The 13435-nt window shown below is 62.2% G+C and carries 11 protein-coding genes; 9 read left to right on the forward strand and 2 right to left on the reverse strand.

Going from position 1 to position 13435, the window contains the following annotated elements:
- Positions 1–49: 49 nt before the first annotated feature.
- The 7 genes from G520_RS0116065 to G520_RS0116095 all read left to right on the forward strand — a co-directional run bounded on the left by G520_RS0116065 (position 50) and on the right by G520_RS0116095 (position 7366).
- Entirely contained in the window at positions 50–931 is an 882-nt protein-coding gene (locus tag G520_RS0116065) for an ABC transporter permease (RefSeq protein WP_028536537.1), read from the forward strand.
- A 74-nt stretch (positions 932–1005) separates the two neighbouring features.
- Positions 1006–1992, forward strand: coding sequence for a GlxA family transcriptional regulator (locus G520_RS0116070; RefSeq protein WP_028536538.1), 987 nt, complete (start codon positions 1006–1008; stop codon positions 1990–1992).
- Between the two features lie 257 nt (positions 1993–2249).
- On the forward strand, positions 2250–3185 hold the full coding sequence (locus G520_RS0116075) for a choline ABC transporter substrate-binding protein (protein WP_036666456.1): 936 nt from the start codon (positions 2250–2252) through the stop codon (positions 3183–3185).
- A 70-nt stretch (positions 3186–3255) separates the two neighbouring features.
- Positions 3256–4509: a serine hydroxymethyltransferase gene (glyA, locus tag G520_RS0116080; RefSeq protein ID WP_028536540.1), complete on the forward strand. Its 1254-nt coding sequence runs from the start codon at positions 3256–3258 to the stop codon at positions 4507–4509.
- Positions 4510–4579: 70 nt separating this feature from the next.
- A complete protein-coding gene (locus tag G520_RS0116085) occupies positions 4580–5980 on the forward strand; it encodes an L-serine ammonia-lyase (protein WP_028536541.1) in 1401 nt (466 codons plus the stop codon).
- Positions 5981–6121: 141 nt separating this feature from the next.
- Complete coding sequence (locus G520_RS0116090; protein WP_028536542.1) at positions 6122–6688, forward strand: nucleotidyltransferase family protein; 567 nt, start codon at positions 6122–6124, stop codon at positions 6686–6688.
- A gap of 231 nt (positions 6689–6919) precedes the next feature.
- Positions 6920–7366, forward strand: coding sequence for a hypothetical protein (locus tag G520_RS0116095; protein ID WP_028536543.1), 447 nt, complete (start codon positions 6920–6922; stop codon positions 7364–7366).
- A gap of 18 nt (positions 7367–7384) precedes the next feature.
- On the opposite strand, the gene G520_RS0116100 is transcribed toward G520_RS0116095, so the two are convergent.
- Entirely contained in the window at positions 7385–8575 is a 1191-nt protein-coding gene (locus tag G520_RS0116100; protein WP_028536544.1) for an acetylornithine transaminase, read from the reverse strand.
- Positions 8576–8958: 383 nt separating this feature from the next.
- On the opposite strand from G520_RS0116100, the gene G520_RS0116105 reads away from it, so the two are divergent.
- A complete protein-coding gene (locus tag G520_RS0116105) occupies positions 8959–9792 on the forward strand; it encodes an alpha/beta hydrolase family protein (protein ID WP_051229460.1) in 834 nt (277 codons plus the stop codon).
- A 32-nt stretch (positions 9793–9824) separates the two neighbouring features.
- Here G520_RS0116105 and G520_RS0116110 read toward each other — a convergent pair whose 3' ends face one another.
- Positions 9825–12002, reverse strand: a complete 2178-nt coding sequence (locus G520_RS0116110) for a methyl-accepting chemotaxis protein (RefSeq protein WP_028536546.1) — start codon at positions 12000–12002, stop codon at positions 9825–9827.
- A gap of 381 nt (positions 12003–12383) precedes the next feature.
- On the opposite strand from G520_RS0116110, the gene G520_RS23180 reads away from it, so the two are divergent.
- Positions 12384–13031, forward strand: coding sequence for an HD-GYP domain-containing protein (locus G520_RS23180; protein ID WP_051229461.1), 648 nt, complete (start codon positions 12384–12386; stop codon positions 13029–13031).
- The last annotated feature ends 404 nt before the right edge of the window (positions 13032–13435 follow it).

Genomic DNA, 13435 nt, shown 5'->3' on the forward strand with positions numbered 1-13435 from the left:
ACCCCTCCTTTTTACCGGTTTAGTCCGGACAGCCGCAGGAGTAATACTCATGTCGGAATTATGGCAACGCTTGATGACGACCCCTCAGGGGGCCTTGCCTCTGGGCGACTGGGTCAATGCCCTGATCCGTATGCTGATGGATCATAACGGCGGTGCTTTCGATGCGATAGGCAGTGTCGTCGAAGGCCTGGCCGCGTCGGTTGAGGCCATGCTGCTGGCACTGCCGGTCTGGATGTTGATGGGGGTGTTCGTGGCCCTCGGCTTGTGGCGCCTGAGCTGGCGCTTCGCCGTGTTCGTATTGGGGGCTTTCGGGCTGATCTATGTCATGGGCTTCTGGCACCAGACGGTGTCGACGCTGGCGCTGACGCTGTCGGCGACCTGTCTGAGCCTGCTGCTGGGCGTGCCGGTCGGCATTTGGTGTGCACGCAGCAATGTGGCCAATGTGATGGTCCGTCCGGTTCTGGATTTCATGCAGACCATGCCTGCATTCGTCTATCTGATTCCCGCTGCGATGTTCTTCGGCCTCGGTCGCGTCCCCGGCATCCTGGCGACCGTCGTCTTCGCCATTCCGCCTGCCGTGCGCCTGACCAGCCTCGGCATCCGCCAAGTCAATACCGAGCAGGTCGAGGCCGGTCAGGCCTTCGGCTGCTCGGCTTGGCAGCTGCTATTGAAGGTGCAATTGCCCATCGCCCTGCCTGCCATCATGGCCGGTGTCAATCAGACCATCATGATGGCCCTGTCCATGGTGATCATCGCCTCGATGGTAGGGGCGGGAGGGCTGGGCAATGACGTTTTGTCCAGCATCCAGCGTCTGGATGTGGGGCTGGGCTATGAAAGCGGTCTGGCCGTCGTGCTGCTGGCCATCGTGCTGGATCGTATAACCGAGAGCTTTGGCAAGGGCATGGCCGCTCGCCAGAGCAGGGCCGACTAAGCGAAGCACCGGCGGCCTGGTCGCCGGAAGCCACTTCATTTCACCACCAATACAAGTCCTATAGAGGTGATTTTATGAGCCGCGTATCCCTGGAGTCCCTGTCTCATATCGGCTTTTTGCTGCTGCCGAATTTTTCGATGATCGCACTGACCAATGCGCTCGAAGCCCTGCGCATGGCGAATCAGCTCTCGCGCAAGCGTCTGTACCGCTGGACCCTGCTGACGACCGATGGCGAGAGCGTGGCGGCGAGCAATGGCATGTGTCTCAATCCGGTTTCCGCTCCATCGGCGACACCTGACTACGATCTGGTTCTGGTTTGCGGCGGTATTCATGTGCGCGAGTCGACCGAGGATGCGCATCTGGCCATCATTCGCCGGTTCGCGGCGCAGAATGTGGCGCTCGGCTCCATCTGTACCGGCGCCTTCGCGCTGGCACGGGCGGGGGCGATCAACGGTTACCGCTGCGCGATCCATTGGGAAAACCTGACCTCGATCAGCGAAGAGTTTCCCAAGACCCAGTTCACCACCGACCTCTTTGTCATCGACCGCGACCGTTTCACCTGTACCGGCGGCACCGCGACGCTCGACTTCATGTGCCACCTGATCCGGCACAAGGGCGGAAAGAGCCTGGCTGCCGACGTCTCGGAGCAGTTCATCCTCGACCGCATCCGCGACAATGGCGACAAGCAGCATGTGCCTTTGCTGACCCGAATCGGAACCGGGCACGAGGCGCTGTTAGAAGCGGCACTGGCGATGGAAACCAATATCGAGAACCCGCTGCCGCTGGATGCGCTGGCACTCGATCTCGGCGTATCGCTCCGACATCTGGAGCGTCTGTTCAAGCGCTGCTTGGGCACGACTCCGGCGCAGTACTATCTCGATCTGCGCTTGCGACGCGCGCGCGAGTTGCTGTTACAGACCAATATGAGTGTCATGGGTGTGACCGTGGCGTGCGGCTTCCTGTCTTCGTCCCACTTCTCCAAATCGTATCGCGGCTTGTTTGGCTATCCGCCCAGCCACGAGCGACGTCACTATATGCATGAGGAGGCCGTCGCGGCCTGATCGCCTGCGTCGGCGCGGCCGTTTCTGTCGCGAGGCGGTGCTCGGCCCGCTGTGCCATTTCGAATGGTATGCGGGCCGTATCCTTTTGATAATTAAAATGATTCGTGCCGTTGGCTACATCGCGACGGCGACGGTTTCAGGCAAGTGCGCGTCGCTCCGGGGCAAGCGACTGCCGGACGGCATGGCACTCTGAAGCTGGACGACCGGGCCTGTTTCCCGGCCGGATTTCCTTCTCTGGATCGATGAAAGGGTTCGCCATGAATTTGAAGCAACTCGTCCTGGCCACCGTGCTGGGCTGTAGCGCCAACCTGGTCCTTGCCCAGGAGAATGCCTCGTGTCAGGTCGTGCGCTTTGCCGATGTCGGCTGGACCGACATCGCTGCGACGACCGGCATGGCGACAGTGGTGCTGCAAGGTCTGGGTTATAAGCCGAGCACGACCATCGCGTCCGTGCCCATCACCTTTGCCGGGATCAAGACTCGCCAGATCGACGCCTTTCTCGGCTATTGGAATCCGAGCATGACGCCGATGATAGAGCCCTTTGTCAAGGCAGGGCAGATCCGGGTACTGGAGACACCCAATCTGGTCGGCGCCAAATACACTTTGGCCGTTCCCGATTACGAAGCCGCAGCCGGTCTGAAGTCATTCGCCGATATCAGCAAATTCAAGGACAAGCTCGACGGCAAGATCTACGGCATCGAACCCGGCAATGATGGCAATGCCCTTGTACTGGAAATGATCAAGAAAAACCAGTTCGGTCTCGGTGGCTTCAAGCTGATCGAATCGAGCGAAGCCGGCATGCTGGCGGAAGTCGAGCGTGCGGTACGCCAGAAGAAATGGCTGGTTTTCCTCGGCTGGGATCCGCATCCGATGAACGTCAAGTTCAAGATGACATACCTGTCCGGGGGGGACGATGTGTTCGGTCCCAACTTCGGCGAGGCGAAAGTGTATACCGCGACGGCGGTCGGGTATGCCGAGCGTTGTCCCAACGTCAACCGGCTGCTGGTTAATCTGCATTACACCACCGATATGGAAAATCGTGTGATGGGGCCGATCATGAACAAGGTCAAACCGGAAGTCGCCGCGCATGACTTCCTGAAAAAGAACCCGGCCGTGCTGAAGGCCTGGCTGGCCGGCGTAACCACCTTCGACGGCAAGGACGGACTGGCGGCCGTGAACAAGTCTCTGCACTGATACGTCTGCATAGGTGCAATACGGAAGCGTGCCGGCCAGCGACCGGCACGTCCGTCAAGAAAGGACTCCCATGTTTGACTCCAGCATGCGAATCGCCGGTTACGATGATGCGCTGTGGGCCGCGCTCGCGGCCGAGCAGCAGCGCCAGGAAGACCATATCGAACTGATCGCATCCGAAAACTATGCAAGCCCGCGCGTGATGCAGGCGCAGGGGACGGTGCTCACCAACAAGTACGCCGAAGGCTATCCGGGCAAGCGCTATTACGGTGGCTGCGAGGCCGTCGATGAGGTCGAACGCCTGGCCGTGGAACGTGCCTGTCGGCTGTTCGGCGCCGACTATGCCAATGTGCAGCCTCATTCTGGCAGTAGTGCCAATATGGCGGTGTATATGGCTCTGCTGGAACCGGGCGACACCGTGCTCGGGATGAGCCTTGCGCATGGCGGCCATCTGACCCATGGTGCCGGTGTCAGCTTCTCCGGCACGCTTTACCACGCAGTGCAATACGGGCTCGATGTCGCCAGCGGCGAGATCGATTACGATGAGCTTGCCCGTCTGGCCCTTCAGCACCGTCCCAGGATGCTGGTTGCCGGCTTTTCCGCCTATGCTCTGGTGGTCGATTGGGAACGCATGCGTGCGATCGCCGACTCGGTGGGCGCCTGGCTGCTGGTTGATATGGCCCATGTCGCCGGCCTGGTGGCCGCTGGCTTGTATCCGAACCCGCTGCCTTGGGCCGATGTGGTCACCACGACGACGCACAAAACGTTGCGCGGTCCGCGCGGTGGGCTGATTCTGTGCCGCGCCCGACCCGAACTCGAGAAAAAATTGAATTCAGTCGTTTTCCCCGGCATACAAGGCGGGCCGCTGATGCACGTCATCGCCGCCAAGGCGGTGGCGTTCAAGGAGGCGTCGGAGCCGGCCTTCGTCGTCTATCAGAGGCAGGTTCTGGCCAATGCGCGTGCGATGGTCGATGTGTTTCTGCGCCGCGGCTATAGCGTGGTATCGGGACGCACGGACGATCATTTGTTCCTGTTGTCGCTGATCGACAAGGGACTGACCGGCAAGGCGGCCGACGCGGCGCTCGGCGCAGCGCATATTACCGTCAACAAGAATGCGGTGCCTGACGACCCGCAATCCCCATTCGTGACCAGCGGTCTGCGCATCGGCACGCCTGCGATCACCAGCCGCGGTTTCGGCTGCGGCGAGGCCGGCTTGGTGGCGGGCTGGATCTGCGATATCCTCGACGCCATCGATAATCTGGATGTGATCGCCCGCGTGCGCGACCAGGTTGGCGCCCTGTGCCGGGATTTTCCCGTCTATCGCTAGGCGCCGTTCTCTTTCTCTCGCTTCCGGTCTGCGCCGCTGCGCAAGCCGGGGGTGTTCATTCGGGGTTTACATGGCGTTAAGCGTTTTCGACCTGTTCAAAATCGGCATCGGCCCTTCCAGCTCGCACACCGTCGGCCCGATGCGTGCGGCTCGCCTGTTCGCCATGCGGCTCGACCGCGAGGGTTTGCTGCCATCCGTCTATCGCATTCGCGCCGAATTGTTCGGCTCGCTGGGGGCGACGGGAAAAGGGCATGGCAGCGACGTGGCCGTCATGCTCGGCCTGCTGGGCGAACAGCCCGATCTGGTCGATACCGATGCCGTGCCCGGCATGGTGGAAGCCATCCGCGAGAAGCAGAAACTGCAACTGCTCGCTTGCCATGAGATCGATTTCGTCGAAGGCAGCGACCTGGTCCTGCACAAGCGGAAAAGCCTGAGTTTTCACCCCAACGGTATGATCCTCGAAGCGTTCGACGCCGATGGCGCGAGTCTGGACAAGCGTGCCTATTATTCGGTAGGAGGCGGTTTCGTGGTCGACGAACAGGCGATCGAGGCCGGTTTTGCCCCGCCGACGGTGGATGCCTTGCCGTTTCCTTTCCGCTCTGCGGCTGAATTGCTCGCTTTGTGCCGCGAGCATGGCAAGTCCATCAGTCAGATCATGCTGGAAAACGAGCTCAGCTGGCGCAGCGAGGCCGACATCCGCGCGGGCCTGCTGCATATCTGGGCCGTCATGCAGGCCTGTGTCGAGCGTGGCTGCCGTCACGAGGGCGTGCTGCCCGGCGGTATGAAGGTACGGCGCCGCGCGGCGGATATGCATCGCAAGCTGCTGGCCTCTCCCGAGGCCGCGCTGCGCGATCCGCTGACGGTGATCGACTGGGTCAATCTGTATGCGCTGGCGGTGAACGAGGAAAACGCCGGCGGCGGGCGCGTGGTCACCGCTCCGACCAATGGCGCGGCCGGCATCATCCCGGCGGTGTTGCATTACTACACGCGCTTCGTGCCGCAGTCCGACGAGGACGGCGTGGTGCGTTTCCTGCTGACGGCCGGTGCGATAGGTATTCTATTCAAACTCAATGCCTCCATTTCGGGAGCCGAGGTCGGCTGCCAGGGGGAGGTCGGTTCCGCTTGCTCGATGGCGGCCGGCGGGCTGGCCGAGGTGATGGGGGGGACGCCGGAACAAGTGGAAAACGCTGCCGAGATCGCGATGGAACATAACCTCGGGCTGACGTGCGATCCGGTCGGCGGTCTGGTGCAAGTTCCTTGCATCGAACGCAATGCGATGGCGTCGGTCAAGGCGATCAATGCGGTGCGCATGGCCTTGCGCGGCGACGGCCAGCACTGCGTGTCGCTCGATCGCGTGATCAAGACCATGCGTGATACCGGCCGCGACATGAGCACCAAGTACAAGGAAACGGCGCGCGGCGGGCTGGCGATCAATGTGATCGAGTTGCCGGTCAATATCGTCGAATGCTAGCGGGATGGCGGGTGCTCGCGCTGTCCGCTGTCCGCCGGCGGGTGTGCCGGTTGCCGCGGCGCAGCGCCGGCATGGATTTCGCGTTGTCGTCCGTGTCCGGCTATCCTGAGCGATCCTGTGCGAGCTTCCGGAAAATCCCCCATGTTATTCGAAGACCGGTTGCGTGAGCTGATACGGGCCGATGCGCGCAGGATGCGGCTGTTGCGCGCCCTGCGCGCGCTGTCGCTCGCCGATGGCTGGATCGGCGCCGGCTGTGTCCGCAATGCGGTCTGGGATGCGCTGCACGGCCGGCCGCCGTCCTCGCCCGCCGGCGATGTCGATGTCGTCTGGTTCGACCGCGCCCGCACGTGTCCGGGGCGCGATCTCGCATTGGAGAGGCGCTTGCGCGTACTCGCTCCCGGTATCGTCTGGTCGGTCAAGAATCAGAGCCGCATGCATGAGGGCAACGGCGATGCGCCGTATCGCGATGTCTGCGAAGCCATGCGCTTCTGGCCGGAGACGGCGACCGCCGTCGCGGTCAGGCTGCGCGCGGACGATGTCCTGGAGGTCGCGGCACCGTTCGGGCTGACCGATCTTTTTGCCGGCGTCGTGCGGCCGACTGCGCGATTCCGCCGCGAAAAAAGGGGGCTTTTCGACGCACGCGTTCAGAGCAAGCGCTGGCTCGAACACTGGCCATTGCTTCGCGTCGATGACCGGCTGCCGGCTTGAGGCGGTCTGGCGGGTGGCTCGTGTCGCGCGGCCCGTCGCGCCGGGCAGGGGACGGTGAGGGCATGGCGCGACCTTCGTGCCGGAGCCGGTGGGGACTCATTCGCTCCCCGCCTTTTTCTGTGGCAAAGGGGGGCAGGGTAGGGCATGCGCGTGCATCACGATAAGACGAAACCGGATGGACTCGGTTAATATGGGCGATTGACCGTGATTGATGCAGAACGAGGAATTCCGATGCGCTGGATGTTGGCTGTGATGATCTCCGTGGTCGTGCTGTTGTCCGGCTGCGCCACATTTTCCCAGCAAAGCGCGGCGCCGTTGGCCGCCAAGGTACTGGGGGCCGATACGATTACCTATTGGGTCGATGCGCCGGGCAACCCGGTTTCGCTTGCCATGCTACGCGCTGCGCTCGCTTCGCATACCCCGTCCACTCTGGTTTCCGATTTGAGCGGGCTGATCGCCACGTCGCTCAAGGAACCGACCCGGATCGCGGTGGCGGGCCGTAACAGCGGCCTGACGGCCCAGGTGGTCGAGCTGGCGCTGGCCGATGTGCCGGCGGCCGAGCTGCCCGGCCTGCAGCTCCTGTTCATCGGCGATCGAGCCGATGCAGAGGCCGTTCGCGCGGCGGTCGAGGCAAAGAAAGCCCGCTTCGTCTTCCAGGCTGCGCCCGCGGCCAGATAACGGCGCGGGCGGCAGCGCTCAGGCGGAGGGCATCAGGTCGGCCAGCACCGTGCGCAATAAGCCAAGGCCGCGATCCAGGCTGTCCGTGCCGGTGTTCAGCGCCGGCATGAAGCGCAGACAGTGCGGGCGCGGCGCATTGATCAGCAGCCCCGATTCCATGGCCCGTGCCACCACGTCGTGTGCGCAGTCTTTTCCCAGTTCCAGCGCCAGCAACATACCGCTGCCGCGAACGTTCCCGAGCCCGAATTCATGTGCGAGCGCACGCAGGCCCGAGGCCAGGTGGCGGCCGGCATGTTCCGCCCTCGCGAGGAAGCCCTCTTCGAGCAGGGCGCCGAATACGGCAACGCCCGCTGCGCAAGCCAGCGGATTGCCGCAGAAGGTCCCCCCCTGATCGCCGGGTTCGAAGCAGGAGACTGACTTTTTTGCCAACAAGGCTGCCAGGGCGATGCCCCCGCCTATGCCCTTGCCCAGTGTCATGATGTCCGGTTCGATATCGTGGGCCTGATAGGCAAAAAGGGGACCGGTGCGTCCGCAGCCCGTCTGGACTTCGTCCACGATCAAAAGCACGCCCTCGCGTGTGCATAGCTCGCGCAGCGCGCGCATGAACCCGTGCTCGGCCGCGATGACGCCGGCCTCGCCCTGCACCGGTTCCAGCATGACGGCTGCCGTGGCCGGTCCGATCAAGGCGCGCACCGATTCCAGATCGTTCAGGGTCGCCTTGGGGAACCCGTCCACTTGTGGCGGAAATTTGCTGCCCCAGCCGGGTTTGCCGCTGGCCGACATCGTTGCCAGCGTCCGTCCGTGAAAAGCGTCATGAAAGGTGATGATCTCGAAAGCGCCCTGCTTGTGCCGTTGGCCCCATTTCCGCGCGAGTTTGATCGCGCCTTCGTTGGCTTCTGCGCCCGAGTTGGCGAAAAAAACATGGTCGAAACAGCTGTTTTCGGTCAGCAGGGTCGACAGTTGCAGTGCCGGGCGATTATAAAATGCCGGGCTGGGGTTGAGCAGCAGGGCCGCTTGCCGGCACAGTGCATCGACGACGACCGCAGGCGAGTGTCCGAGGCTGTTGACGGCCCAACCTTGAACCCAGTCCAGATAGACGCGGCCGTCCGAGTCGAAAAGTTCGTCCCCCTGTCCGCGGACGAATACGGTTTCTGGTCGCGCAATGATAGGCATGAGGCTGGCGTGGGACAGGGGGGGCTTGCATTGCATCGGTTTTCTCCTGGGTGGGGCAAACAAAAAGGCCACGGTATGAGCCGTGGCCTTGATCGGGTTCTCTTCGTGGAAGAGGCGGGGGGATTCAGTCCCTCCGCGACACTGAGCAAGCGCAACACGGCATTCCCGATCGGCGTCGGGTGACGGTGAGGCGTCGCGAGGTGCGGGGGCTGGAAACCATGTCTGCAATAATGCGATTGCCGATGGATACTGTCAACGACCAGGCGAAAGGTCGGAATCTGAGAAAGGGGAGGGGCATGGGGTGGGGAGAGATCTGCCGTGCGGCGCGCGGCCTTGCATTCTGGGGAATGTGTTGTACGCTCCCGGTCGCTGCCTGTTCGTGGGCGGGAGCCGCTGAGGCGCTTGCGCCGACGGGCGCGATGCTGGAGCAGAACGCGTCGATTCCGGTGTCCGGTATCGGGATCTTCGGCGGCGAGGTGAACATGGTGACGCGCGTGTTTCTGCCGGAAGGGCCCGGACCGTTCCCGGTCGTGCTCTTTTCGCATGGGCGCGCTCCAGATCAAGCCGGCCGGGCACGGTTGAGGCAACCGCTCGCTCGTGATCATGCCCGCTTCTGGGTAGAGAAAGGCTTTGCCGTAGTCGCTCCGATTCGTCCCGGCTATGGCGAGACGGGAGGGGAGGATCGCGAGTCCAGTCGCTTCGGCTACCGGGCTCCCGGCGCCTGTGCCAGCAGCAGCGGCTACCGTCATGTCGCGCAATCCGCCAGCGAGGCCATTGCGGCGGCGCTGGCCTGGATCCGGCTTCAGCCCTGGGCGCGCGCGCATGACATTCTGCTGGAGGGACAGTCGGTCGGCGGTCTGGCGACTGTTGCCGCCATCGCCACGAAACCGGATGGTGTCCGCGCCTATATCAATTTTGCCGGCGGGACGGGCGGGGACCCCGTGCACCACCCGGGCAACAGCTGCGATCCGGAGCAGCTGGCCGCCCTGTATGCCGATTTTGGCAAGACGACCGTCGCGCCCGGTCTATGGGTGTATGCCCTCAACGATCAATTCTGGGGGGCGGATGTTCCGGTCGTCTGGTTCGACAGTTTCGCGGCAGGGGGGAGTCCTGCCCGGTTTTTGCATGCCCCGGCGGTGCCGGATGGCGACGGACATGGCCTGAGCCGTCACGAGCGGGCCTACTGGGCGCCTTATATCGATGCGTTTTTGCGGCAGTTGGCCACGGATTATCGGGTGCGCTTCGACGAGTGAGCCGCGCACCGGGGGGCGGTGCGCGGCCGGTCTCAGGCGCGCGGGTTCTTGATCTTGAAGCGGGCAATCAGGCTGTAGACTTGCGCCGCCTGCTGCGTCAGTTCCTTGGCGGCGACGGCACAGGTCTGGGCGTTGCTGCTGGTATGTTGCGTGACGCCGTCTATCTGCCCCAGCCCCGCGCTGACCTCGTTGATCCCGTTCGACTGTTCTTCGGACGAGGCGGCGATGTCGGCCACCAGGGTGGAGACCTCGGATGTGCTGGCAAGTATGGTTTTCAGTGACTGTGCCGTTCTTTCCGCGATTTCAACGCCGGCATGGGTCTTCTTCGCCGATTCGTCTATCAGTACGGCAACCTGGCGTGCGGCCTCTGCGCTACGGATCGCCAGGGTGCGCACTTCGTCCGCCACCACGGCGAAGCCGCGGCCGCTCTCGCCCGCGCGCGCGGCTTCGATGGCGGCGTTGAGTGCCAGCAAGTTGGTCTGGGTCGTAATGGCGTCGATGGTATTGATGATTGCATGGATGCGTTCGCCTGCATTGCGAATCTCTTCCATCGACTGCATCATCTCGTCCATGTTCTGACTGCCGAGGTTGGCGGCGCTCTGCGATTCGTGCGAAAAGCGGTTGGCCTGGGAGGCGTTGGCGGCGTTGTTCTTGGTCTGGGCCGAAATCTCGGTCATCGCCGAACTGATTTCGGTGATCGACTCGGCCGAACGGCTCGACCCGTCCGATAACTCCTGGCTCAGATCGGCGACTTGATCTGCGTTGGCCGAGATCAGGCCTGCGCCCGATTGAAGTTCTCCGACCAGGGTGTTGAGCGTGTCGACCATGCGCTGCAAGGCGCGGCCGAGCTGGTCGTCGCTGGAGGCCAGTTCCACCTCGACGTCGAGGTCGCCATCGCTGATGCGCTCCGCCAGTTTGGCCTTGCTCTGCAAGGTGTGGGACATATTATTCAGCGCCTGGGACAGAATGCCGACTTCGCCTTGCGCGTTCTGTTCCAGGCGCTGACTGAAGTCGCCGCGCTCTATGGCTTCGGCCAGTTGCGCCGCCGCCCGCACCGGGCGTGAGATTCCTCCGGCTGCAAACCACAGTGCCGTCGTCGCTACGGCCGTGATGGCCAGCCCGATAATGACCTGCCAAATCATGTTGGATGTGGCCTGGGAGTGCAGATCATGATCGAGCTGGTTGGCTTGCGCCAGCACCACGCCCGTGGGGACCTTGATGATGACCGACCAGGGTTTGCCGGTGCGACCGAGCGTGATCGGTGCGATGGCATTCATGGTGCCCGTGCTTTCATCGAGCCAGGCGCTGACCTTGCCCGCCTGGATGTCGGACAGCAAGGTTGCGGCATTCTGCTCGCCGACTTCGCTGGTGAATGGCTTGCCTATCAGTTCGGGCTGGGCGCTGTCGGCGACCACCAGCCCCATATTGCTGACGATCAGGACCTTGCCCTTGCCGTCATATAGCGTCGAGTTGGTCTGCTCGCTGATTTTTTGCACAAAGTCCAGGTTATAGTCCGAACCGGCCACGCCGAGGAATTTGCCGTTCGCCATGATTGGAACAGACAGTGTCGTCAGCCAGACGTGCCGACCTTGCACGATGTAAGGAAACGGGTCGAGCACGCTTTCCTTGTGATTCTCGCGCGGACCGATATACCAGCCGCCTTTGAGCACTCCGTTAGGGTGCCTGTCCATTGTGTCGTACTCAACCAAGGGTTGCACCGCGATCTTGCCTTCGGGACTGCGCGTCCAGTAGGGGGTGAACCGTCCGGTCTGGGCATTGTTGCCATTGCCGCTGCCTCGGGCGGCCTGATCCGCGCCGTCAATCGCGTTGGGTTCCCAGCAGGAATAGGTGCCGTTGAAGTCGGGGTTGTTGACCAGGACATTGTGCAGGATGGCGTTGACTTGCGAACGTCCGAGGTTGACCGAACTGTTTTCCATCTTGCTCAGTTCGAAGGTGTGCGCCATGGTTCTGGCCGCGTCGAGCGCAAGGTCGAACTTGGCCTGAATGATTCCGGCGTGAGCCCAGGCGAGATTTTTCAGCCGTTCTGCCGTATCCGCCTGAACCAGGGCGCCGACTCTGCTCGACACCATGTTTTGTGTGCTGCGGGCGAATAGCAGTCCCCCCGCCACCAGCATGAAGGCGGCGCCAAGCAGGCAGGCGCCAGCCACCGTGGCAATCTTCCCCTGGATGGAATTCATCTCGAATTTCATAACCACTCTCCCCCGATATTTACTTCGTGTTATTCATACCTTCTGGCTGGCATTCTGGCTCGCCGCGCTGTCGAGCGTGCTCGTCTTTTTGTGTTGTTTGCCGGTCGCTATGTGCGCGTTGTTATAGTTTTAAGTTATAGCGCTATTTTTGTCACCTGTCTCAAAATGGGTATAAGCGATATAAATAATAAAAAAAAGTAAAGGTATTTGACTGTGTTACGATTTTCGGGTCGATTTGAGCCCGGGAGCCCGGGAGCCCGGGAGCCCGGGAGCCCGGGAGCCCGGGAGCCGGGAGCCGGGAGCCGGGAGCCGGAGAAGCCACATGCATTGAAATGACATCGCGCTGTGCACGTCGTTGCCGTTTTTGGGAAGGACTGGGTCATGAAGCAGGGCGAGCCTGTATGTCAGACGAAGCAAGGTAGTGCGCGCGCCTTGTCGCTTGCTCTGAGCTTGCGCGATCGTCTGACCCAACTGCATTCGGAACGTGTGCTGGGTCTGTCCGCCCTCATCGGGCGACGCTGCGCCCTGGAGCCAGCGGCGATGGCGGTGCTGCGTCTGGCCGCCTGTTTTCACGATATCGGCAAGATTGGCGTTCCGGACCATATTTTGCTCAAGCCGGCCCGGTTCGATCCTGAAGAGTGGGATGTCATGAAAGGACATGCCGAGATGGGGCAGCGCATCATCGCCGAAACCGGGCTGGCAGGGGCGGATGAAGCCGCGCGCGTGATTCGGCATCACCACGAGCATTACGATGGTAGCGGCTATCCGGATGGCTTGGCCGGCGAGGCGATTCCCTTTTGCTCGCGCATCATTTCCATCGCCGACAGTTACGATGCTATGGCGGAAAGCCGCCCCTATCATCCGCTCAGGTCGCATTCGCAAATCATGGACATCCTGCAGCAGGAAAGCGGAGGCAAGCACGATCCGGATCTCATGCGCCTGTTCTGCCAACTCATCGAGTCAAGCGATTTCAAACCGCACGCGCTGTATCCCTCTGCTGAAGGGCGGGAAACCGGCCTCTTGCCCTGATTTCAGACGACCCTTTGGCGGAGACGGCAGCTTCGCCGCCATCCTTGCCTGACCAGCCCCTGCTGCGGACCCGTCCCGATACATTGCAGGATGTGCCCTTGCCGCAGATGGCCGTGCGCGGGCGAAGGCGCGTCATCCGGTTGCGGTGGCAAGGCGCCAGTGAGCCGCCACTTTGCCGCCAGTGCGCCACGGAGCCTGAAATAGGGCGTTCCTCCGCGTTGCGGGTGCCAGAATGGCGCGGCTAGAATGGCCGGGTCCGGTTTTGCCGCTCGATCCTGTCCAGCTTGCGACGCCAGTCGGGTTTACTTTCTGTCGTTCACTGTTTTTAATGCTTGTAAATATTATACATTCGTATAAAATCTAGTTGAAAATTTGACTATCAACTTCGGATGACGAGGTCGGGT

Origin of the sequence: Paludibacterium yongneupense DSM 18731, from assembly GCF_000422925.1 — a bacterium.
Taxonomy (GTDB): Bacteria; Pseudomonadota; Gammaproteobacteria; order Burkholderiales; family Chromobacteriaceae; genus Paludibacterium; species Paludibacterium yongneupense.